The organism is Paenibacillus brasilensis (assembly GCF_009363115.1).
GTDB classification, from domain to species: domain Bacteria; phylum Bacillota; class Bacilli; order Paenibacillales; family Paenibacillaceae; genus Paenibacillus; species Paenibacillus brasilensis.
The window spans coordinates 4,602,334-4,626,001 of the sequence record NZ_CP045298.1 but is presented as its reverse complement, the minus strand read 5'-3'; the positions used below and the strand labels follow the sequence as shown (position 1 = coordinate 4,626,001).

The following is a 23,668-nucleotide window of genomic DNA, read 5'->3' as shown; positions in this document are numbered from 1 at the left end:
GTCTTCAAACGCTTTCGAGGAATAAGCGCTCAATACCCCCAGAAGTTGCCGAACTCATCTAACTCTAAGCAACGCGTAATAAAATTAATTAGATAAGCTACCATCTTGGATTTGCTCATTAACCCTCGGACAGATTCTTACGTTTTTCGACTTCTGCTAACTTTCAAAGGATACGAAAACACCCGATACGGTTGTGAGCCGACCGGGTGTTATGTGTCCAGGCAGAAGATGTTACTTTATTCTGTGTTAAACAGTCTCATTTCCCCAAATGCTTACCAGATCATTGATTTGAAGCGACACAACCTTTAGTTCTCCACCAACGGCATAGAGTTCTAGCCCCATGCTTTCCAATTCAGGAAAAATCATGTCCGAAATGATTGTTTTTCCATGATTGCCGAAGACCTCGACACTTGACCAATCCACGTAAATGCTCAACTGTATCCGTTCATGCTCTGGCTTCATAGGAGCTTTGTGTTTTGCTGTAAAATCGGTATGGAAATCAATGGTGCTCGCCTTCGTCCGATCAACGAACAACTCCCCATTCGAGATATTATATCCGATGATCGTCTCCTGATCGGAAGACTTCCGTACTTTAAACCCGAATTCCACGGCAGTACCGATTTCAAATTCTGCAATAATTTCTGCCTTTGCAGCGGAAATATCAGACAATACGTTCATACCTGGCTTAATCGTCAAGTCTTGCAGAGACAAAATTGGTTTTCTTAGCTGACTTAATTCACTAATGGGTGCTTGGATTAAGCGAAGTCCCTCCGGATAAGTCCTAAGCTGTAGCTCCCGGGGAATTGATGTCTTGCCACGCCATTCCTCCGAAGGCAGCGTGGTAGCATAACGCCAATTGTTCATCCAGCCGACCCAAATCTTTCGTCCGTTCTCGTTTGGAATGCCATTCCAGGTCACGGCCGCGTAAAAATCTGATCCGTAGTCTACCCATTTGATGCTATCAAAAGATTCCAATGTTTCATCCAGAGTAAATGCCTTACCGTCAAAGTTGCCTATAAAATACATCATGCCCGAACCGCCTGCCGGTGGTTCTGGATCGTTTGGATTCACACCATTTCTATCCCCGACGCTTAGCATCAGAATCCACTTCATGGTATTCGGATCCTCATCCACTGGAATTCGAAATACATCAGGACATTCAAATACCCCTCGGTGGATACCCGGAATGTCGGCACCGAATTCGCTTGCAAAAGTCCATTCTTTCAAATTTGGAGACGAGTAAAATTCTACACGATCTCTTACGGCAAGAACCATGATCCACATCGACGACTCATCATGCCAAAACACCTTCGGATCACGAAAGTCTAGCGTGTCCGTTGGGAATAAAACCGGGTTACCTTCATATTTTGTCCAGGTTCGGCCTTGATCCTTGCTGTAAGCAATACTTTGCACCTGCGACTTGCCAGGCTGAGCCTTGTTGCCCTCATTCGTATAAATTGCAACCAATCCTGATCCTTCTTCGTTGAAAAATCCGCTGGTATTGTTCTTATCCACTACCGCACTTCCCGAGAAAATCGCACCGTCCTCCCCAGGCGGAATTGCCGGTGGGAGTTCATCCCAATGCACTAGATCCTTGCTTACCGCATGCCCCCAATGCATCCTACCAAAGTCAGGCCGTGTATCATGGGGCGTATGCTGGTAGAACAAGTGGTACTCTCCTTCGTAGTAAACCATGCCGTTGGGATCGTTCATCCAATTTTTCTCTGGTGAATAATGAAATTGAGGTCTGTATGTCTCTCTATAATAATCGCTTCGTGATCCTTTTCTGCTGCTATTGTCGTCCGTTAGATTCATTCCTTTAATGGTGTCCACTCTCCTCTTGTTAAATGTTTCAGCCTTGATCTTTAAGGTATCTGTCATAGCCTTTTTGTTTAATTTCCAGCCATTTGTCGAGTCCCAGTCTGGACAGCTCGGTCTTATATTCCGCCCACTCTTCTTCCACTTTGCCCGTTTTGATCCATTCCGCCCGTTTGCGGTTAACGTAAGCAAACAAATCGGTTTCCAGTGTGGAGATCTGCTTCTGATCCTCCAGCGAGAAGAAGACTTTCGGGAAATTATGGTCAGCCTTCATATAAGGAACGAGTCTTTCTTTCATGAGCTTGAGCCGTCCCACTGCATCGGCGGGCTTGGTCGTCACGGTTCCGTAATACTCGTCAAGAATTGCCAATGGACCACCGATATTCGTTTTTTGCCGCAGCTCGACAGGGGCAGTTCCGTTAAGCGGAAGATGCTTCAGCATATGACTCGCTTCATCGTACTCAAAAATGTTCTGCTGAGTTTTATCGCCGTAGGTGCCCCAATTGTCCTGTACGGACTGGATGGGATCATACAGCTGGTCAATCCATTTTGCCGTAAGCTCGAGATTTTTGTTGGCGCTGGTAATCACCATTCTCCCCCGGTCAAAGCCGAGATTGTTTGTCCGGGTTACATTGACTTCACCGCTTGGTCCCGCGAGCGGATTCATCAAATCATATTTATCGTTGTCTCCTGAAATATTCGCCTTATCCCATTGGAAGTAGAGGCCATATCTTTCACTCTGGCCTTTGGCCAGATACGTGTTATAATCCTGCTCGAATGATTCCTCGTCGATCAGGTTCAGTTTATACAGCTCATTAAGGTATTTAATCCCCTCTTTGTAACCATCCTGATCGGCGGTGAAGACCACTTTCCCCTCATTGGTGACTACCGTATGATCGCCGTTGTCCCCAAGACCGAATGATCCGAACAGAAAATTCAGGTCCTCATTGCCATTATTGAGTATGAAGGACAGCGGAATTTCATCTGCTTTGCCATTTCCGTTAGGATCGCCATTTTTAAATGCGAGCAGGACGTTTTTTAAATCCTCGGTGGTTTTTGGCATTTTAAGCCCCAGCTTTTTCAGCCACTCCACATTGATCCATGGCATGTCGTTTACAGAATGAATGCTTTCCTTCCCGGCCCCCAGTTCCTCAATCCAAGGAAAAGCATAAATATGCCCATCCTGTGCGGTCATCATGGATCTGTACTCAGGCGCTGCCTTCAATACCTTCTGCAAATTCGGCATATATTTATCAATCAAATCCTCCAGCGGGATAATGGTTCCATCCTTTCCGAGGTTCAACAAATCGTAGTCGGAATAGCCGGCATCCAGTATGGCATCTGGAAGATCCCCGCTGGCAACCGCCAGGTTTCTTTTCTCAATGAAAGAATCAGAGGTGAAGTTGGTAAAGTCGATATGCACACCCGTTTTTTCTTCCAGTCTTTTATATATCAGCTTTTCATTTGGATCGGAAGGTGCCAGCGGCGAGCTTTGAGTCATAAAATGCAAGCTAACTTTCTCTTTAAGCGGCAGAGTGACGTTGTTTAGCTTGTAATCTTCGGATGCAGCAGAATTATTGTCTGCACCGCCGCATCCAGCAAGCAATGAAGTAGAAAGTACCAGCACTGACAAGGTTAGTAATGTTTTTTTCATCTCTATTCCCCCGGTGTGTTATTTGATCGACCCTACCATGGCACCCTTTTCGAAATACTTCTGGAAGAATGGATACATGACAATCAAAGGCAAACTTGATATGACAATAGCAGAGTATTTTATCATTTCGGACAATTTCTTAAGCTCCGCTTGCGCCAGTGCATCGGCAATCATACCGGGCTGAACCTGATTCTGTATCAGAATGGAGCGCAGCACCAGTTGAAGCGGAAACAGCTTCGGATCATCGAGATAAATCATGGCGTCGAAATAAGAGTTCCACTGCCCGACAAAAGCGTATAAAGCCAGAACAAAAATAATAGGCTTCGACAACGGCAGGACGATTTTAAAGAAAATACTGAGCTCGGAAGCTCCGTCTATACTCGCCGCCTGGAACATCTCTTTGGGAAGCCCCTGGAAGTAAGTCTTTGCCAAAATAATATTGAATACGCTGATCGAGCCGGGGAGAATTATGGCCCACACCGTATTCAACATGCCTAAATCCTTAACCACGAGATAGGTCGGAATCAGACCGCCCCCGAAAAACATCGTAATCAGGAAAAAGATCATAATCGGCCGTTTCCCGACCAGCCCTTCAATCGCAAGCGGGTAAGCCGCGAAGACGGAAAAAAATACGGTTGCGAACGCAAAGGCTGCTGAATAAAAAATAGCATTAAAAAAACCGCGGACCATGGCACTGTTGTTTAGGATTTTGGCATATCCCGTGACTGTCCAGTCAGATGATGTAATGGCCAGTGCTTTGGTAATCAGGGTGTTTGGAGTCAAAAAGGACGCAAGCACCACATAAATCAGCGGTAACAGAATAGCGAGAACAAACAATCCAAGCAAAATATAATTGATGATGAGCAGAATCCGGTCCTTCCCGGTGTATTGAATATTCATTGAGTACCTCCTTCTTTAATACAGCCCTTCCCCTTCGTTCAACTTCTTGACGACGGTATTTACGAAAATCAGCAGGACTACATTAATCACGGAATTGAATAACCCGATTGCCGTAGAATAAGCATAATCACCGGATTGCAACCCCACCTTGTATACATAAGTCGCGATGATTTCCGAGGTTGGCGTGTTCAGAGCTGTTTGCATCAGGAAAGCCTTTTCATAACCGATCGACATGATGCCCCCTGCAGCGAGAATGAACAGGACGGCCATAACGGGTTTGAGAGCCGGCAGATCAATGTGCAAGATTCTCTTGATCAAAGAAGCGCCATCAATTGTTGCAGCGTCATGCAACTGCGGGTCCACATTCGACAAGGTGGCTACATAAATGATTGAGGACCAGCCCGCTGTTTGCCATATACCGGACAAAATATATACCGTTCGGAAATAGGCGGGATCAGTCATAAAAGAAATCGGCTTGCCGGTGAAGGTTGTGATCATAACGTTCACTATTCCAGTCGGCGATAGAAAAACAAACAGCATGCCGGCAACAACAACAACCGAGATAAAGTTAGGTGCGTATACAATAAGTTGAATATTCTTTTTGAGCTTCGCTCCTCGGATCAGATTGAGCATCAAAGCCAGAATGATGGGTACTGGGAAACCGAGAATAAGACCGTAAGCGCTTAATTTAAGCGTATTCATTAAAATGTCATAAAAATTTGGTGATGAAAGAAACCGTTGAAAATGTTCGAATCCAACCCATTCGCTGCCCATGATGCCTTTTCTTGGACTGAAATTTTTAAACGCAATGATCGAGCCATACATGGGAACATACTTGAAAATGACGGTAAGAATTATGGACGGAACCAGAAACAAATATAATATATAATTTCGAACCATGTAGCTTAGCCAATGGTTTCTTTTTTTTGTTTCTGAAGCCCTAACTCCCCTTTTTTGAACGATCAAGTTTGCCAATCTTTTCCCTCCTACTGTTCACGGCTTGTTATAAAAGACAATTTATAAGCCATGTTATGTCATCTCTCTGACATAATTCACCAAGATGTTTTTCAAATGCTTTGCTGGTTATATCCCCACCTCCAACAGAACTAGCAGTTTACACTTTCACAAAATGAATGGGCTTACATTTTACATTTGAACATTATTTTCTCTTACAATTTAACAGATGGACATTTAATAAGTCAATATATTTCGGGCAAATAAATTCGTCATAAATGCATGAACTAAGATAAAATATATTATTTTTAGCATTCATCTCTTAAAAATGCACTATTTAAATGAATAAATGTAAACTTTTTTTGTTCATTTGGATAAATTCATTGTTAAAAGCATGAAAGTACTATATATTTAGAAATATGAAGAATCTTAATTCGGAGAATAAGGTGGAACAATATGATGAGAAAGTCAAAGGTTACTATTCAGGATATCGCTGATGCCTTGGGGATTTCCAGAAACACTGCATCCAAGGCGCTTAATGGAGTGGAGAATATTCCTGCCGTTACCAGGGACAAGGTGATCAAAAAAGCGATGGAGCTTAAATACAAACAATTTTCTTATATGGAAACAGCCTCTGAAAAACAAGGCAATATCGCACTTTTGACCTGTAATCTTCCCAATAGCTCACACTTTGGATCGCTGCTGATCAGCGGGCTCGAGAAGGAAATCAGCAACCAGGGCTATACTTTATCCATTTTCTTTGTTCGTGAGAACGATATCAATACGATGACCCTACCTGGTAATTTCGAGCCTTCGAATGTAGCTGGCATCTTCTGCATCGAAATGTTCAGTAAGGAATACAGCAAGCTGATCATGAATCTTGGTATCCCAACCATTTTCATTGATTGCGCTGCGGATATGATGTATCCGGAATTAAAGGCGGATCTCGTATTAATGGAAAATGAGCACAGCACATACTGTGTTACCCGGAAATTAATCAATCATGGCTATAAAAGCTTCGGTTTTGTAGGCGATTACAATCATTGCAAAAGCTTCAATGAACGCTGGACCGGATTCAATAAGGCCCTGGCAGAAGCCGGAGTCACCCCGAATCCTGCCCATAGTATTGTAGCGCCGGACCGCAACTTCTTTATAGAGGAGAGCTGGATGGAGCAGCAATTGGATGCCCTCAAGGAGTACCCCTCCGTCTTTATTTGCGCCAATGATTTCATTGCCATCAGCGTGATCAAATCGTTGAAGAACAAGGGGATTATAGTTCCAGAAGATGTTGCTGTCTGCGGGTTCGATGATGCTTCGGAATCCCGGGTTGTCGAGCCCCATCTTACAACCGTGCATATTTACAGTAGACAAATGGGTATTATTTCAGCCAAAATGTTATTGTCCAGAATCAAAGAGAATACCATGCCATACCGAGTGACCCATGTGGCAACGGATATCGTATACAGGGACTCGACGCCTGTTCTAAACTAAATCTATCAAGAGGTGAAGCAAAGTGAAAAATAACGGAACGATTCTTTGTGTGGGAGAGCTGCTCATTGATTTTTTCTGTACAGATATTGACGTCAATCTTGCCAAGGGTCAGCATTTCTCCAAGCAGGCTGGCGGCGCTCCGGCAAATGTAAGCGCAGCCGTAGCCAAGCTCGGAGGAAAAGCGTCATTCTTGGGGAAAGTCGGAGCTGATCCCTTCGGCATGTACCTGAAGCAAACACTGGATGAGCAGCATGTGGATACGTCCATGCTCCTTTTTGATCCGGCAACACCGACTACACTGGCCTTTGTTTCCCTTACCGCTAACGGCGAACGGGATTTCGTTTTCAACCGCGGAGCTGACCGTCAGCTGTCTCTGCAGGACATTGATAAAGAATGGGTCCGGCAGGCTGCCATTCTGCATTTTGGCTCGGCAACGGCCTTGCTCGCCGATCCTTTCCGTGAAGCGTATTTATCTTTATTGGACGAAGCGAAAGCCAATGGGCAATTCACCTCCTTTGATCCCAATTACCGGGGGGACCTCTGGAAAGACAGGCTTGAGGAATTTATCGCACTGTCCAGAAGAGGAATACACAATGCGGATTTCGTAAAGGTAAGTGAAGAGGAATTAAGCATCATTACAGGGCTGACTGACCGCCATGCTTCATTGGATCTTTTGCATGGGTTGGGAGCCAAGACAGTAGCAGTTACCTTGGGGAAAGAAGGAACCCTCATCTCAAGCGGTGCCTCCCGTTCGCTAATCAGCAGTATTACTGTTAAATCGATCGACTCTACCGGAGCCGGAGATGCCTTCGTCGGAGCTATGCTGTATCAAATCAGCCAGCTGAGTCAGCCTAAGGCATTTACCTCCAACGCGAAGCAGCAGCAGGAATTTGTAACACTTGCCAATCAAGTCGGCGCTATCGTGTGCACCAAAGTTGGAGCGATTGCAGCCTTGCCGTCGTTGGAAGAAGTTAAGCGTTTCGTAGAGCAACAGGGTGAATCAAAAATTGAAGCGTAAGAACAGAAAAGGTGTCCAACGATCCCAGGGTCGCCGGGCACCTTTTTAGTTATTCTTTGGAAGGTAATGCTGATCAGGGTGATCTTTCGCTTATCTGACGGGAAGCTTGATGAAGATTAAAACTTATTATTTATGAAGCGGATTCTTGTTATTCACGATTAATAAAATAAAACGGGAGCATCGCGTCTTTAGTGGATATTTTTATATCGCAAAATGCAAAAAAATATTCGCGAAATTCTAGAAGTTAGCAGCAGGTTGTGCAACCAAGCCTATAGAAATAGAGTGGCTACAGTAAGTCGATTTACACATAGTCTGATTATTTTCTGATTTTGCTGATGAAAAACGGATATTCAGGGAACACATTCCTTAACTTGGGACAAGAACTTACATCGTTAAAACAAAAAAGCCGCCAATATGGTGACTTCGGAAGAAACGGTCCTATTCATCAGCTTTTTTCGCTATTCTAAATATTTTTATCGAGTAGGAAAACGGGAAGCATCCTTCTTGATCTGGCTCCAGGTATAACGCAGCATCCAGGTATCCCACTCTGTTATCTTGGAAGAATTTCCGGCCCACATAATGGTTGGCGTAGGGAATCCACCGGGGGGATGATCATTTTCTTCATAGAAATCAGGCAAGCCGAATCCATGCCCCATCTCATGCTCCGTAACATGAACTTCATCAGAGTTCAGGGTGCTCAGGATATAATCATCAGACATACGTTGCCCCCAGTCGCCACCGGCCCCACCGCCGCAATCCGTATAAACGGGATTGTGTTGACGGACTGCCTGACAGGATAATAGCCTTCGACATACCGTTCCCTCCTTTATTACGCGTCTACCTTCACTTTGGCTCTAGCTGCGGTGTAGCGGTTTTCTGGAATGGGCACGCCCAGGTTTTCACGGAGTGTGCTAAATTCATAATCCTGACGATAAATCCCGCGCTCCTGCAAAATAGGCACAACCAGATTTACAAAGTCATGCAGACCCGATGGCACATCAGAGCCGATAATAAACCCGTCTGCTCCTTTTCTTTCAATCCACTCCTGCACCCGATCCGCCACCTGCTTAGCAGTCCCGATAAAAGAGGTTCTAGGTGTTGCTGAACGCAATGCAACCTCACGCAAAGTCAGATTTTGCTCTTTGGCTGTCCGTTTGATTTTATCTGTACCGCTGCGGAACGCATTGCTGCCAATACCCTCAAGCTCAGGGAATGGCTCATCCAGCGGATATTGTGAGAAATCATGATGATCGAAGAAACGTCCCAAATATTTTAGTGCGGCCTCAATGGTCACCAGATTGGTGATTTCCTTATACTTCCGTTCCGCTTCTTCCGCTGTGCTGCCGATAATCGGTGAAATGCCCGGTAAAATGACGATATCCTCTTCCGATCTGCCATAGCGGACCGCACGTTCCTTCACATCACGATAAAACTGCTGCGCTTCCTCCAACGTTTCATGTCCCGTAAACACAGCGTCCGCTTCCTTCGCAGCCAAGTTTTTGCCATCCTCCGAGGAACCTGCCTGGAAAATAACCGGCTGTCCCTGCTTGGAACGCCCAATATTCAATGGACCCTGCACAGAGAAGAACTCGCCTTGATGATTCAGTGTATGAAGCTTTTCAGGGTCAAAGAATACACCGGTTTCCTTATCACGAATGAACGCATCCTCTTCCCATGAATCCCACAGCCCTTTGGTTACCTGCAAATATTCATCGGCAATCTTATAGCGCTGCGGATGCGACGGATGCTCGCCTTTGTTAAAGTTGAGGGCAGAGCCTTCCAGCGGAGAAGTCACCACGTTCCAGCCTGCACGACCGCCGCTGATATGATCAATGGAAGAAAATTGGCGTGCTACCGTAAACGGCTCGCTATAGGAAGTCGACAATGTGCCGACCAGTCCGATATGTTTCGTCACCCCGGCCAAAGCGGACAAAATCGTAATAGGTTCAAAACGGTTCAGAAAGTGGGGAATGGATTTTTCGTTAATAAACAGGCCATCTGCGATAAATACGAGGTCAAACTTGCCTTCCTCCGCCTTTTGCGCCTGTGTTTTATAAAATTCAAAATTAACACTCGCGTCTGCAGGCACGTCGGGGTGACGCCAAGTCGTCATGCTTCCCCCAACACCATGAATAATTGCACCAAATTTGATTTGTCTATTCTTAGCCATGAATTCATCCACCTCTCTTGAACATAATGATTTCCCGTCGGCTTATACCGCTTGATTGTAACTTTCCAGCACTTTAGCCAACGCTTCCAGATCCGGGTTGAGCAGAGCTTCATATTTGTTATCCCCACCTACCTCTACGACAGGGACATAACGAATACCATATATCCTTGGCAGTATGGGTCCTAGTAACATTAGCAATTGAAATATTGCAAATTAAAAGCAAGAAAGTCAGGGATTTTGCGGATGGAAAAACCAGGACCCTGATCAAAGACGGCAAAATCCTAGAGGATAATCTGAAAAAGGAACGACTTACCCTGGATGAGCTTATGGAGCAGCTACGGAGTAAAAATGTATTCAAGGTATCTGACGTGGAGTTTGCCATTATGGAGACCAGCGGTGAGATCAACGTTCTGCTGACCAAAGACAAGCAGCCTGTGACGCTTAAGGATCTTAATATGCTGCAACTGCCGGAGAAGGAACCAACGGCTATTATTATGGATGGAAAAGTTATGGAGCAGCAAATGGCATACATGGGCATTACTCAACAATGGCTGGATGCCAAGCTGAAAGAAAAAAGTCTGACGGTCAAAGACGTATTTTTCGCGCAGGTGGACCCGCAAGGGGAGCTATACATTGACCAGTACAGTGATAACGTACAGATGTCCAAGGTACAGGACTCTAATCAAGCGGTGCTGACGCTGCTGGAGCAATGTACAACAGAGCTGCAAAAGTTGGCCTCGAATTCCAGTGAGCAGCAAAGAAAGCAACTGTATGAGTTATGCTCACACAACTTGAAGGAAGCTATTCAGGAAATGCAGCCTATCAATTCAACTAACCCCTGAGCTATACGTCGTAGATGACATAAGAATATGAGTACACAACCAAAAGGGAGCGTCCTTTCAGCCGTTTATGGCTTTGAAGACGCTCCCTTTAGCCTGTCATGATTTCCTTTATGTTTACAGTAATCATACCGAATGCCAGCATTTTTTCTTTGAATGCGGGTCATCGACCTTTTATTATCTGTGCCGATGTGCAGTCAGCAGTTGCTGCTGCCTTTCTTTGCTTCCTGGTACAATGGCAGCAAAACTGTAACTGCCGTTCCTTCTCCCATCTTGCTGGATACAGATATAGATCCGCAATGCATCTCCGTAATTTTGTGGGCTATGGAAAGTCCCAAGCCGCTGCCGCCTTCGGTTCGAGCCCGTGACTTGTCTGCTTTATAAAATCGTTCAAAAATGCGCTGCTGATCCTGTTCGTCGATGCCCGGTCCCGTATCGGCAATGCAGACAACCGCCTGATCACCGTTACTTGAAAGAGAAACAGATATGCTTCCACCCTGTGGTGTAAATTTAATGGCATTGTGAAGGAGATTCACCCAAACCTGGCCCAACAGATCCTCGTCCGCGTTGACCTCAACTTTATCCGCCTCCACAATCATGTCGATTTTTTTCCCCTCCCATTGCGGTTCGCAGGCGAGGATAAGCGATATCAACTGCTTATCCAGCCGATAACGGGACGGACGAAACGGATACCGCTCCGAATCCAGAACCGCCAGCTTCATGAGATTATCGCTCAGCTTGGACAGACGTATACACTCCGTCTCGATGATCGTCAAATACCGGTCTCGCTGCTCCTGATCCAGATTCTCATCCTTGAGCGCCTTCGCGAATCCGATGATCGAGGTCAGTGGTGAGCCGATTTCATGGGATACGTTCGAAATAAACTCCTCCCGCAGCTCTTCCATAGCCTTCAGATTTGCCGCCATATCATTGATGCTGTCCACCAGCTGTATATAAGGATGCGGCCTCCGATTTTTACCGTTCCTCCCGCCGAGGTCCCAATCCAGATTAATGTGAAAGTCCCCTTGAGAGATGCGTTTTAAAGCGTCGATCATTTCGGTAAAAACGTGCTGCTCTCTAGGCCGAATGAAGCGCTTTACAGTCATGCTGATGATACCGAAGAAGAAAAAGCCCAGCGTCGCATTAATAAGAAAGACAAACAAATCATGGGGAGCCCATAACATGCGCGAATAGATCGCCGCCGTAATAAAAAACGCCGCAGCCCAGCTAAGATACAACACCAATAATACCAGCAGGACTCTCGCGAGGATATGGAGGAACCCCGGTTCCCGCTTCATTGCTGCACCTCCAGCCGATAACCCAAGCCCCGGATCGTACGGATCCGGAAGGAGTGGTTGGCCTCCGGAAACCGTACCCGAAGGCGCTTGATATGCACATCAACCGTTCTTTCATCTCCCTCGTAATCATAACCCCAGATCTGTTCGATCAACTGGTCGCGGGTAAAGGTTTTTCCAGGATAGCTGGCAAGCTTGAAGAGCAGTTCAAATTCCTTGCGCGGCAAGGTAATCTCCTTCGCCCCAGCCCGGCACTCAAATGTATCGCTGCGCAGGACAAGCTCTCCGACAGTCACCGATTTTGAAGCCATGATACGATAGCGTTTTAATAAAGCCTTCACGCGTGCGACAAGCACCATGGGGTCGAAGGGCTTGACAAGATAGTCGTCCGTTCCGAGCGCGAAGCCTTTTACGATCTGTGATGTCTCGCCTTTGGCTGTAAGCATAAGCAGCGGCAGGTCGGTCTGCTCGCGCAGCTTACGACACAGCTCCCAGCCATCCATTCCCGGCATCATGATATCAAGAACAAGCAAATCGAGCTTGATTTCGTCAAAAATTCGCAGCGCGTTCAAACCATCCACCGCCTCAACTACTTCCAGACCTTCCAGTCGCAAAAAGTGTCCGACCAGTTCACGAATATGCGGATCATCATCAACGACCAATACACGCGTCATTACAATCTCCCCTAACTAACTCTGCCTTAAACCTCTCGTCCTCGTCAAGAAGAACGCTATCTTAAGCTTTACGCATATAAGCACGCACCGTAAGCGGCGCGAAGATCGCCACAATAACTGCAGCACCAAACAGGGAGATCGCCAGTTCCCCGCCAATCACTCCCGTATTCGCAAGCTCCCTGACCGCATTCACCAGATGCGAAATCGGGTTGACGTTCACAAACCACTGCAGCCAGCCAGGCATTGTGTCCACAGGCACAAATGCGTTGGAAACAAAAGTGAGCGGAAACAAAACAATCATGGATATGCCCTGTACACTTGAAGCCGTGCGGGCAATCACGCCAAAAAAGGCGAAAATCCAGCTGACTGCCCAGGAACACACGATGACCAGAAGCGCGGCGATAGCGACACTCAGTAGTCCTCCTTCTGGCCGATACCCCAATATATACCCCATAGTGAAGGTAAGTACAGTCGCAATCGTATATCGAATGCTGTCGGCCAGCAGAGCTCCAGCCAAGGGCGCAATACGCGCGATCGGGAGTGACTTGAACCTGTCGAACACGCCCTTGTCCATATCCTCCCGCAGTTGAACGCCGGTAACGACGGAAGTCGAGATTACAGTCTGTACGAGGATACCTGGAATGATGACCGGCAAATAATGCTGCACGTCTCCTGAGATGGCGCCGCCAAAGATATAGGTAAACATAAGGGTGAAAATGATCGGCTGGAGCGTGACATCAAACAATTGCTCGGGAGTATGCCGGATCTTCAGAATGCCCCGGTAGGCCATCGTCATGGAGTTGGCAAACGCCTGGCCGAAACTCACAGACTTTTTCAGTGTGCGATCAGAACCTGTCATAACAGCAGCGTTCTTCATGCTCTCACCCCCTCCACAGCATGCGCTCCTTGGGCCGTCTGCTGCTCATTTACTTGTCCCCCTTGGCCAGTGATGGACAGAAACACCTCGTCAAGCGTTGGCTTCTGCACACTCATCTCTACCAGGTGAATTTCTCCGGTACGGAGGGCGATCAGCAGGTCCGTCACCCGATCAACATTGGCCATCGGAGAAACGATCTTTCCATCCTCCACCGACACGTTAGGCTTAACTGAAAGCACCTGTTCCACGATCTGAGCAGCCCTCTCGATGTCGTGTTGATTTTGCACTTTGAGTTGCAGAGTCGATGCCCCCACTGCTGCTTTCAGTTCGTCCACTGTACCCTCGGCAACTACCCGACCATGGTCGATCACCGCGATTCGGTCAGCAAGTTGATCCGCCTCGTCAAGGTACTGGGTAGTGAGCAGTACAGTGGAACCTGTCTTGACCAGACGCCGGATCGTGTCCCACATCTGGGCACGCGTGCGCGGATCCAGCCCGGTAGTCGGCTCATCCAGGAAGATCAACGGCGGCTTGGCAATGAGACTGGCGGCCAAATCCAGCCGGCGGCGCATGCCCCCAGAGAAATACTTTAACGGTCGCTTGGCCGCGTCTGTCAAGCCAAATTCCTCCAGTAGCTCCGCTGCCTTATGACGTGCCTCGGCACGCCCCAGTCCGAGCAGTCTGGAGAAGATAATCAAATTCTCGGTAGCGCTAAGCGACTCATCGACCGATGCGTACTGGCCTGTCACGCCGATCAATTGACGAACAACCTGTGGCTCCTTTACTGCATCATGCCCGAAGATGCGCGCCGATCCCCCATCAGGCCGCAATAACGTTGACAGCATCCGGATGGTCGTCGTCTTGCCTGCTCCATTAGGACCAAGCACGCCGTAGATCGTTCCAACACGCACATTCAGATCGACACCGTTAACCGCGTGCTTGTTGCCAAATACTTTAACGAGTCCCCTTGCTTCAATGGCCAAGGCCTCTTTTCTGTCTGTATAATCCACTATCATTTCCTCCCTATAACGGTTTCTATAGAGAGGATAACCCACATTTATGAACTGAATATGAATAGAACCGTTTACTCTCCTTTTTACCTTCTTAGGGAAGGACCTATCCTCTCGAGAATTGACAGATGCACAACCAGCATACCGATCCCCAGATTCGACTTGATGCCTCAAGCACTAACTTTTTGGTATTGAACCTATTTATATCGTAAAAAAATAATCTCGTTCTACCTTGCTGACTCTTAAACCAAACGTTTTATACCATTCGGCTTTCCCTTTCTCCTGTGCTGCCTTGTGCAGCTCGTTATGCTTCCAATTTTTTATAGCGTCTAAGGACTCCCAATAGGAAACCGTGATGCCTACTCCGTTTTGGTCACGAACACTTTCCACGCCCAGAAAACCAGGTTGTTCAGCAGCCAGTGTTTCCATTAGGTCTCCCATCTTTCCGTATCCGCCATCTCCTTCAGTACGTTCAGAAGTAAAGATAACGGCATAATAAGGGGGTTGTGGCGTTTTTGCAATTGAATTCATAGGTACCTCCCAGAAATTAAATGGTTTTTTTCTTAAGTTCGATTATAACTACAAGACTGAGATAAAAAAAATGAATATATATGATACTATGTATGAATATATTTCATTTAACGTAGGAGGACACATGAATTTGTTTAAATATAAGGTCTTTCTTAGTGTTGTAGAAACAGGAAGCTTTACCAAAGCGGGAGAACTTCTCAACCTTACACAATCCGCCATTAGCCATGCTGTTTCCGGTTTGGAACATGAATTGGGCTTGACTCTGCTGATCAGAGGACGTTCAGGCATCAAATTGACCAGCAACGGAGAACGTCTGATGAGGCATTTCAGAGAGATTGTACAAATGAACGAAAGGCTTTATCAAGAGGTTGCTCTAATCAAAGGACTGGAGACCGGAACCGTAAAGATAGGTACGTTCTCAAGTGTATCCATCCAGTGGTTGCCCGGTATTATTCATAAATTTAACGAGCAGTTCCCACTTATTGAACTGAAACTGCTCGACGGTAACTACCATGAGATTGAGAATTGGATAGCCAGCGGAGAAGCTGATTTTGGCTTCGTTAATCTGCCTACTTTAGACGTACTGGAAGTACTGCCGCTAAAAAAAGAAAGAATGCTGTGTGTACTGCCATCTAATCACATGCTTCGGGAGCAAACAACCATTCGCGTGGATCAACTCCTCGATGAGCCCTTCATTATGCCTGCTTCTGGCTGCGACACCGATGTATGGAGAATTTTTTCTCAGCACAAGCTTGCTCCGACAATCAAATATGAATTAGAAGATGATCATGCCATTATGGCTATGGTGCAAAACGGACTGGGCGTAAGTATTCTTCCGGAAATGATTTTAGTTCAAAATCCTTATGAACTTTGTATTCGACCTTTGGATGGGCCATATTCACGTTCCATTGGTATTGCCGCTGCTTCTTTAAAGAGCATGGCTCCAGCCGCCAAAAAATGTATGAACTTCATTGCTGAATGGATTCGCTAATATCAATATGTTAATAGCTATACATCCTGTTTAATTCAGAGACGAAGAATTGTCGTCTGTCGGCCATGGCAAGGGATTTTCAAAGCCTGACCAGTCCATGTCCATTTCCTTATCGCTTAGCAGACATTGATCCAGTTCGACTTCCAGGTCCGATTGCTTCATTCCGATGCCGATCATGACAATTTCGTTCATGCGGTCGCCCCATTGATCATCCCAATGGTCCATAGCTTCAGGATTGGCTGCGACGATCTCCTGCCGTTCTTCCTCCGACAACGCCGCAAGCCAGCTTCCCGCCGGTCCGAACTGAATGGATGGGCCTGCCTGGCTAATACTGGCCGCCCAATCCTGAGGGGTTGCAATCCAGGCTAAACCTTTCGCACGAACGACCTCCTCCGGCCAATAGCTCATAAATTCAGCCAATCTGGCTGGATGAAACGGTCTTCTGCGCCGATACACAAAGGAGTGAATACCATATTCGTCCGTTTCCGGGGTATGGCTTTCCAGCTCCAGCTCACGAATCCATCCGGCGGATTGGCTGGCCTTGTCAAAGTTAAACAATCCCGTGTTTAAAATGTCCGCAGGAGCCACCTGTCCCTTGGAAGTACGGATGATTCTGGCTTCAGGCTGCAATCTGCGCAGTACACCCTCCAGCTTGTCCAGCTCCACAGGCTGAACCAGATCGCATTTATTCAGAATCAGTACATCGCACGTTTCAATCTGGTCAATCAGCAAATCCGAGATATCACGCGTGTCGTCTTCACCAGTAGCCTGCCTGCGGTCCAGCAGCGTTTCTCCCGATTCAAAATCATGCCAGAAGCGGTTCGCATCGACCACGGTCACCATGCAATCCAGTTTTGCCAAGGAGGCCAAATCAATGCCCGTTTCTTCATCAATGTACGTAAAGGTTTGAGCGATGGGCACAGGCTCACTAATTCCTGTTGATTCAATTAAAATATAATCAAACTCACCCTGTTCTGACAGCTTCTTAGCCTCCAGTAATAAATCCTCACGCAATGTACAGCATATACAGCCATTAGACAACTCGACCAGTTTTTCCTCTGTTCTGGACAGGCCTCCTTCTTTTTTAACCAGTTCGGCATCTATATTTACTTCACTCATGTCATTGACGATTACCGCCACTTTCATTCCGTCCCGATTGTTTAATACATGATTCAAAATCGTCGTTTTCCCTGCACCCAAATATCCGCTCAGCACAGTTACCGGTATTGCTTTCTTATTCATTGATGATATGCTCCTTTTATGATTGGTTTTTCATTCTCTTTTTTAATCGTAATAATTACTATTAAATCTGGTATGTAGTAATATACAGTATCCGTTTTGCCTTGTCAACGATGAAGAAGCTCTTGAAATAAAACGATTCAAAGTTATTATTATGGGTAATAACGAAATTTAAAGAATAAGGTGAATATATTGCGATCTATTTCGCTAGGTGTGTTGGCTGCTTTCTTTTTTGCTTTTACATTTGTTCTCAATCGGTCTATGGAGCTGTCTGGCGGGAGCTGGATTTGGAGTGCTTCATTGCGGTATGTGTTTATGGTTCCTATTTTATTCGTCATTGTTTTGAGCCAACAGAAGCTTAGGCTTCTGTTGGACGTTATGAAGGAACGACCGGGAACGTGGCTGTTGTGGAGCTTCATCGGATTTGGCTTATTTTATGCTCCATTATGCTTCGCATCGGCTTATTCGCCGGGTTGGCTGATCGCGGGTACTTGGCAAATTACTATTATTTCGGGTTCTCTGCTTGTGCCATTATTTACAGAGGTTGTACAAACGGAGAACGGCCCAGTAAAAACACGCGGGAAAATTCCCATCCAGGGACTTATGATGTCTCTGATTATTCTCATTGGAATTCTTCTCATGCAAGTTGAGCATGCACAATCCATTTCTACGCAGGATTTTTTATTTGGCCTCCTGCCGGTCATCATTGCCTCCTTCGCATATCCATTGGGTAATCGCAAAATGATGGAGGTCTGTGCAGGACGGTTAGATGCCTATCAACGTGTGCTCGGGATGACTTTAGCCAGTTTGCCCTTCTGGATACTGCTTTCGATATATGGAGTGTTCAGTGCAGGAATGCCAAGCATGGATCAGACAATACAGTCTGCTCTGGTGGCCATATTTTCAGGAGTGATTGCAACAGTTTTATTTTTTAAAGCTACGGATCAGGTTCGCGGAAATATGCAAAAGCTGGCGACAGTTGAAGCAACACAATCTCTGGAAGTTCTGTTCGCATTAATGGGAGAACTGATCTTTTTATCCATACCTTTTCCGTCACTTCTATCTTGGCTGGGTATGTTTGTCGTCATCCTCGGCATGGTTCTGCACAGCTATGTTACACATCAGAAGAAACCAGACCCTCAAATGATACCCACAAAGATAGACACTGTTTAGCGTTTACTGTTATGTATAAAAAAAGACAGCTAATTAAGGAGATAACTCCTAATCTGCTGCCTTTTTGCGATGATTGTGCTCAGATTACCAAGCGTAAGCTTCCGGTGCAGGTTTGCCCGGGCCAGGGAAAATCTCGTTCAGCTTGGCAAGAACATCGTCAGTCAATTTGACCTCAGGCACCCGCAGAGCATCCTCCAGCTGTTCCAAGGTCCGCGGGCCAATAATTGGAGCGGTTACAGCCGGATGGGACAATACCCAGGCCAGTGCAATCACGTCCTCCTTCTCGCCCAGTTCGCGGGACAATGCTGCAAACTGCTCCAGCTTTGCACGGTTCTGTTCCACTTTTTCCTTGGCGCGTGCGCTACGGGAGCCTGTACCTGCTAACGCATTACGTCCCAATAGTCCACCTGCCAACGGGCTCCAAGGAATCACTCCAAGTCCCAGTTCCTGAGCCGCCGGCAATACTTCAAGCTCAGCAGAGCGTTCATTCAGATTGTACAGATGCTGCTCGGATACAAGACCTAAAAAGCGTCGTGCCTTTGCTTCGGCCTGCGCCACCGCAATGTGCCAGCCCGCAAAGTTACTGGAACCGATATAATCCACTTGTCCCCGATCCACAACGGATTCAAATACGCCCCACAGTTCATCCCAGGACACGTTACGATCAACGTGATGCATTTGGTATAGCTCAATGTGATCGGTCTGCAAACGTTGCAGAGAAGCATCCAAATGACGGCGAATTTTGTATGCAGACAAGCCTGAGCCTGCGTTCGGTCCGTCATTTTCATTTTTCATATCCCCGTATACCTTCGTCGCCAGCACGACCTTCTCACGTCTTCCACCACCCTGCTGGAACCAGCGTCCAATAATTTCCTCTGTCCATCCTTTGCGGTCATGCCCGTATACATTGGCTGTATCAAAGAAGTTAATGCCCGCATCCAGCGCGGCATCCATGATTTTAAACGCATCCTTTTCTTCGGTTTCCGGTCCGAAATTCATCGTGCCCAGACATAACCGACTAACCTTCAAACCTGACTTACCCAAGTATGAATATTCCATACTGCCTCCCGCCTTTGCCTAAGGATTTTAAAATTCAGCAAAAATTCCATTAAAAAGACCATACCCATTTCATTCACCAGAAAAAACCACTTTGAAACACCCTTGAACACAAATTACTTCTCTATGTATAGCAAAAAGCCCTCGCATTATGCCGAAGCATTACATGCGGAGGCCATCCCCTCGTACTACCCGCCGAATGTTAAAAGAAAGTGACTTTACGGTGGTTGCCAGCGGAGCGGAGGATTTGAATCTGGAGAAGCGGAGCGTTCGCCTTTGCCACGGGATTCTTACCTTTTCATGTCCTATCCCATCCAAAGAATCCCGTGGCAACAGCGATCATAAGATCAAATCCTTCGCGGAGCCCGCTCACTTCAACCACCGTAAATCTCTCTTTTTTTAACAATCAAGGAATTAATTTCGTTTCTTTCGCGCGCTCGGCCATTTTTTTCGTATGCTTGCTGAGCGGCTTTTTAAGCACCAATCCAAACAGGGAGCAAACTCCGATAAATACAATCAGCATCACCACATCTCGTGTTACCGTTGAAGGCAGCATCCCTCCTACCGTTTCCCGTAGCAGACTAACCGCATAGGTAAATGGTACGAACGGATTCAGCGCCTGGAAAAACGGTGTACTCGTCGCAACCGGGAATGTCCCTCCTGAACTAGAGAATTGAAGCACCAGCAGAATGACCGCCAGCCCCTTCCCGATATTGCCGAACACAGAAACCAACGTATAGGTCATCGCCGTAAACACCAGACTGATCAGCATAGACGATAGTACAAATGCTACTTTGGCATCCACATACGCCCCGAGCAGGAACAAATCACCTAAAGACACGCTCAGCGCCTGAAAAATACCAATCGTAGAGAACGTCATCAGCCGTCCGAAATATACTTGGTAGCTTTTATATTGGCCTTCCGGGTCCTCCACATCGACCCTGAACATCGAGACCAGCAGCATCGCACCTACCCAAATAGATAATGTAGTGTAAAAAGGGGACATCGCAGAGCCATAGTTCGGGATCGGGTATATTCGCTCCTGCTTCAACGCTACCGGACTGCCGAGAAAATCACTTTCCTTCTTCACATCCCCTTTGAGCAATGCGATCGCTCGTCCGAGTGCGTTTTCACCTCTCAGCTTACGAATCGTGTCAGCCGCGTGACGTATCGAATCCTCGGCAGCTGGAAGATCCGTTCTCACAAAATTAGCAACCTGGTGTACCGCTTTTTCTGCTTCGGGGAACTTGTTTTCAATCAAGTCAGCCATTTTGACAAACTGTTGCTCCGCCTTCGGTAAATCGTTACGTACAAATTCTGCCGCCTGATGAATTTTACCTTTAACCGTCGGCAAATCGTTTTTTACGAAATCTGCCGCTTTGTTGACAGCAGTCGTGAATTCGCCCATGCGCCCCTGAATCGTCGTAGCCGCTTCATGCAGCTTCTGCCTATATTGTGGCAAATCCTGCTGGAGACGAGTCAGCTCTTCCTGACCGAATACCGCAGCAGCCTGTGCATCATTTAATATCTTTTCAATATTCGGCAGTTGCTCTTGAGCGGTTTTCAGTACATTGGCAGAATTGCGCGCAATGGTTTTAATTTGATCCAGTGCCTTTTGGATAGCGGGCGCATACTCCGTATCATAATTGCTCAAAATGCTGTCAATTCCGCTGCTTACCTCTGCGGCCAAGCGGTCAGCGTCATCCAGCAAATTTTGTGCAGGCTTCTCGCCACGCTGTATGGCATCTCCAATGCTTGTCACCGTGCTGTTCAGGCGACCAAGACGATCCTTCAACCCGTTCACGCGGGAAATAAGCGAATTCAGAGGCTGACTAGGCAAATACCCGTTCACACGGTTCAACAACTGAGAAATATGATCCAGCACACCTACGGCAGTCGTCAGCCTGCCGCTAACCCGATTCGCCGCAGCTTGTGCTGCTTTAGGATCAAAATCCACACCACGAATGATGCCTGTGATCTCGGAAACTTCATTCGCAATTTGCTGTACGAGCTGCAGGTCCTCTTTGACCAGCGTTCCAATGGAGTCGAGTGCACCGTCGTTTTTATCCAGAAATTCAAGTAAGCCGGTTGTAAAATCCTTGCCTGTATCCGCAATCTTCTGTACTTCCGGTAGTGCTTTCTGTGCAGCATTAATGACCTTAAGAGACGTTTGTGTATCCTCCAGGGCAGTGGCCAACGCGCTTTCCACCTTGCCAAAGTTTTGATCCAGCTCAACAATCCGGTCTCCGGCCTTTTGAATGTCTGGCAGTCTTTTTTGTATATCCAAAATAACCGCCGCTACCTTATCCAGCTCAGGCAGGTTTTTGTCTATTTTAAGCACCAGATCGCCGGCGCGGTTAATTTCTTGAATTTTCTCCTTTAGGGCAATGATTTTTTGCCCCTGCGCCTTAATTTTGGGCAAATTCTGCTCCAGCTCAATAGCCTGTTTGCCTAATTTGTCGATATCCGGCAGGCGATTGTTCAGCTCCAGCACCCGGTTCTCAATGTTGCGAATGGTAGGCAGTTCCTCCTCCAGCTTGACCCCGGCTTCCTTGAGCTTAGTCAACACGGCCTGACTGGCTGTTTCAATAAAGTTTTGACTAATCTGGTTGGTCAGAGAGGTTGCCCCCGAGGAGGTAATTTTCGGAGCAACTGCATTGATTTTTTCATTTACAGCGTAATCAATCTCAGGCTTTTGCGGATTTTCCGTAAGCACGCTCGTAATTTTCTTTGAAAAATCCTTGGGGATGAGCAGGCTGGCATAATAATCACCGTTTAGGACACCTTTTCGTGCCTCTGCTTCATTCACAAACGTCCAGCCCAGCTTCTTGTTATTTTGAAGGTTATGCAAAACCTCGTCGCCGATATTAATTTTCTTCCCGTTCACCTCAGCACCCTGGTCCTGGCTCGTTACTGCAATTTTAATACCTGATGTATTTGCGTACGGGTCCCACATTGCTTTCAAATTCACCCATGCATAGACGGAAGGCAAAAGAATGATGCCAATGACTAATAAAGTCCCGGTCGATACTTTGAATACATTCTTCCAGTCTGTTAAGTAGATTTGCCATATCTTCCGCAACCTCACCACTCCTTGTATGTACATTAACCTATCGTCCAGTGTTGTATGCACACGTATTGTAAACGATTTGAGTGGATGAAGCCAATTAGGGGAACTATGATCTTACTTAATTTCGAACACCGTTTGCAGGTTTAGCCTCCAGTGAATAAAATGCTCCTTTTTTATTGATTTTTCCCACAACGGTAATTGCGCCCTTTTTGGAGAATGTATACACGTTATCTTTAATTTTTACGGTGTACCCTTTCAGGTTAATTCCAAAAAGGGATTGTACTTTCGACTTGGCGGCTGCAAGCACCTGGGTTTTGCTGAGCTTTGGCTTGGCAAATGCTTTGGCAAAGTCCTTGTCCCCATCCCAGTCCATGCCATACTCACTTTTTACGGACCATACTTTACCGGTTTTTATGCCAATCAGTACGTTGTTTAATTCATTATCATCCCGAAAGTTCCAGACAGTATCCTTGCCTTCCTGCTGACGAAGCACATATTCAAATGGCTTAATTGTGGTCATACCAAGTGTTTTAAGGGAACGGTGTGCTTTGTTGGTCAGGGCAGCTTTAAAGTCTTTGAGCGAATACATAAAGCTGGCCGTTATTTGAAGATGGCTTCCGTTTTAAAAACCTTATCGGTATCGAATGATTTCAGGAACGATGCAACCTTGCTGCGCAGGTTATGATCCATAACCTTATCCAGATCAGCGGCACCATAGATGATGCTGGTGGACTGCACGATTCCTTTCTTCGTATCATAATTTTGGATAAAATCTGCATTCGCTATCCCGCTCAAGATACCGTTTACAGTCCATGCGTTAAAAGAAGTGTCTGCACTTGTAAACTTTATCGTTTGTTTCCCTGCTAATGTGTTCAGGACCTCCGTTAAACGCTTGGTAACGGTTTGGT

At 46.5% G+C, this 23,668-nt stretch carries 20 protein-coding genes and 1 pseudogene; 5 read left to right on the top strand and 16 right to left on the bottom strand.

Features of this window, described 5'->3' with window-relative positions; genetic code table 11:
* Positions 1 to 246 precede the first annotated feature (246 nt).
* From GCU48_RS22005 to GCU48_RS21990, 4 genes are read right to left on the bottom strand one after another with little or no spacing between them, the layout of a single operon-like run.
* Positions 247 to 1,833: a glycoside hydrolase family 32 protein gene (locus GCU48_RS22005; RefSeq protein WP_152381460.1), complete on the bottom strand. Its 1,587-nt coding sequence runs from the start codon at positions 1,831 to 1,833 to the stop codon at positions 247 to 249.
* A 19-nt stretch (positions 1,834 to 1,852) separates the two neighbouring features.
* Positions 1,853 to 3,472 (bottom strand): ABC transporter substrate-binding protein, encoded by a 1,620-nt coding sequence (locus tag GCU48_RS22000; RefSeq protein ID WP_152381459.1) that lies wholly within the window; start codon positions 3,470 to 3,472, stop codon positions 1,853 to 1,855.
* A gap of 18 nt (positions 3,473 to 3,490) precedes the next feature.
* The gene (locus GCU48_RS21995) at positions 3,491 to 4,372 is read right to left on the bottom strand and encodes a carbohydrate ABC transporter permease (RefSeq protein ID WP_152381458.1); all 882 of its coding nucleotides are present in this window, start codon (positions 4,370 to 4,372) and stop codon (positions 3,491 to 3,493) included.
* 15 nt (positions 4,373 to 4,387) lie between these two features.
* The gene (locus GCU48_RS21990) at positions 4,388 to 5,272 is read right to left on the bottom strand and encodes an ABC transporter permease (protein ID WP_244316331.1); all 885 of its coding nucleotides are present in this window, start codon (positions 5,270 to 5,272) and stop codon (positions 4,388 to 4,390) included.
* Positions 5,273 to 5,785: 513 nt separating this feature from the next.
* On the opposite strand from GCU48_RS21990, the gene GCU48_RS21985 reads away from it, so the two are divergent.
* Both GCU48_RS21985 and GCU48_RS21980 read left to right on the top strand, forming a co-directional pair.
* The gene (locus GCU48_RS21985) at positions 5,786 to 6,817 is read left to right on the top strand and encodes a LacI family DNA-binding transcriptional regulator (RefSeq protein WP_152382227.1); all 1,032 of its coding nucleotides are present in this window, start codon (positions 5,786 to 5,788) and stop codon (positions 6,815 to 6,817) included.
* Between the two features lie 22 nt (positions 6,818 to 6,839).
* Positions 6,840 to 7,835 carry a carbohydrate kinase family protein gene (locus tag GCU48_RS21980; protein WP_152381456.1) on the top strand — a complete coding sequence of 332 codons (996 nt, stop codon included), beginning with the start codon at positions 6,840 to 6,842 and terminating at the stop codon, positions 7,833 to 7,835.
* Positions 7,836 to 8,308: 473 nt separating this feature from the next.
* Here GCU48_RS21980 and GCU48_RS21975 read toward each other — a convergent pair.
* Both GCU48_RS21975 and GCU48_RS21970 read right to left on the bottom strand, forming a co-directional pair.
* Positions 8,309 to 8,584, bottom strand: a pseudogene (locus tag GCU48_RS21975) (dockerin); the annotation flags it as partial.
* A gap of 80 nt (positions 8,585 to 8,664) precedes the next feature.
* Positions 8,665 to 10,005 (bottom strand): LLM class flavin-dependent oxidoreductase, encoded by a 1,341-nt coding sequence (locus GCU48_RS21970; protein ID WP_152381455.1) that lies wholly within the window; start codon positions 10,003 to 10,005, stop codon positions 8,665 to 8,667.
* Positions 10,006 to 10,211: 206 nt separating this feature from the next.
* Here GCU48_RS21970 and GCU48_RS21960 point away from each other — a divergent pair, with 206 nt between their 5' ends.
* On the top strand, positions 10,212 to 10,847 hold the full coding sequence (locus GCU48_RS21960) for a DUF421 domain-containing protein (RefSeq protein ID WP_244315829.1): 636 nt from the start codon (positions 10,212 to 10,214) through the stop codon (positions 10,845 to 10,847).
* A 194-nt stretch (positions 10,848 to 11,041) separates the two neighbouring features.
* On the opposite strand, the gene GCU48_RS21955 is transcribed toward GCU48_RS21960, so the two are convergent.
* The 5 genes from GCU48_RS21955 to GCU48_RS21935 form a co-directional block, all read right to left on the bottom strand.
* Positions 11,042 to 12,142, bottom strand: a complete 1,101-nt coding sequence (locus tag GCU48_RS21955) for a sensor histidine kinase (protein WP_152381454.1) — start codon at positions 12,140 to 12,142, stop codon at positions 11,042 to 11,044.
* Positions 12,139 to 12,813 carry a response regulator transcription factor gene (locus tag GCU48_RS21950; protein ID WP_152381453.1) on the bottom strand — a complete coding sequence of 225 codons (675 nt, stop codon included), beginning with the start codon at positions 12,811 to 12,813 and terminating at the stop codon, positions 12,139 to 12,141. Before GCU48_RS21950 ends, GCU48_RS21955 begins: the two co-directional genes overlap by 4 nt.
* Before the next feature lie 61 nt (positions 12,814 to 12,874).
* A complete protein-coding gene (locus GCU48_RS21945; protein ID WP_025717430.1) occupies positions 12,875 to 13,690 on the bottom strand; it encodes an ABC transporter permease in 816 nt (271 codons plus the stop codon).
* Complete coding sequence (locus tag GCU48_RS21940) at positions 13,687 to 14,706, bottom strand: daunorubicin resistance protein DrrA family ABC transporter ATP-binding protein (RefSeq protein WP_025717429.1); 1,020 nt, start codon at positions 14,704 to 14,706, stop codon at positions 13,687 to 13,689. Before GCU48_RS21940 ends, GCU48_RS21945 begins: the two co-directional genes overlap by 4 nt.
* 195 nt (positions 14,707 to 14,901) lie before the next feature.
* Positions 14,902 to 15,231, bottom strand: a complete 330-nt coding sequence (locus GCU48_RS21935) for an antibiotic biosynthesis monooxygenase family protein (RefSeq protein WP_152381452.1) — start codon at positions 15,229 to 15,231, stop codon at positions 14,902 to 14,904.
* A 124-nt stretch (positions 15,232 to 15,355) separates the two neighbouring features.
* Here GCU48_RS21935 and GCU48_RS21930 point away from each other — a divergent pair, with 124 nt between their 5' ends.
* A complete protein-coding gene (locus GCU48_RS21930; protein WP_152381451.1) occupies positions 15,356 to 16,222 on the top strand; it encodes a LysR family transcriptional regulator in 867 nt (288 codons plus the stop codon).
* Positions 16,223 to 16,252: 30 nt separating this feature from the next.
* Here GCU48_RS21930 and GCU48_RS21925 read toward each other — a convergent pair whose 3' ends face one another.
* Entirely contained in the window at positions 16,253 to 17,464 is a 1,212-nt protein-coding gene (locus GCU48_RS21925) for a GTP-binding protein (protein ID WP_152381450.1), read from the bottom strand.
* Between the two features lie 189 nt (positions 17,465 to 17,653).
* Between GCU48_RS21925 and GCU48_RS21920 the strand changes: the two genes are divergently transcribed.
* The gene (locus GCU48_RS21920) at positions 17,654 to 18,634 is read left to right on the top strand and encodes a DMT family transporter (protein ID WP_152381449.1); all 981 of its coding nucleotides are present in this window, start codon (positions 17,654 to 17,656) and stop codon (positions 18,632 to 18,634) included.
* Positions 18,635 to 18,718: 84 nt separating this feature from the next.
* Here the strand turns inward: GCU48_RS21920 and GCU48_RS21915 are convergent, their stop codons facing one another.
* From GCU48_RS21915 to GCU48_RS28250, 4 genes are all read right to left on the bottom strand, one after another.
* Positions 18,719 to 19,693: an aldo/keto reductase gene (locus tag GCU48_RS21915; RefSeq protein WP_152381448.1), complete on the bottom strand. Its 975-nt coding sequence runs from the start codon at positions 19,691 to 19,693 to the stop codon at positions 18,719 to 18,721.
* Positions 19,694 to 20,096: 403 nt separating this feature from the next.
* The gene (locus GCU48_RS21910; protein ID WP_152381447.1) at positions 20,097 to 22,772 is read right to left on the bottom strand and encodes a YhgE/Pip domain-containing protein; all 2,676 of its coding nucleotides are present in this window, start codon (positions 22,770 to 22,772) and stop codon (positions 20,097 to 20,099) included.
* 106 nt (positions 22,773 to 22,878) lie between these two features.
* Positions 22,879 to 23,349, bottom strand: coding sequence for a hypothetical protein (locus GCU48_RS28255; protein ID WP_244315827.1), 471 nt, complete (start codon positions 23,347 to 23,349; stop codon positions 22,879 to 22,881).
* 11 nt (positions 23,350 to 23,360) lie between these two features.
* Positions 23,361 to 23,555, bottom strand: a complete 195-nt coding sequence (locus GCU48_RS28250) for a hypothetical protein (RefSeq protein WP_244315825.1) — start codon at positions 23,553 to 23,555, stop codon at positions 23,361 to 23,363.
* Positions 23,556 to 23,668 lie beyond the last annotated feature (113 nt).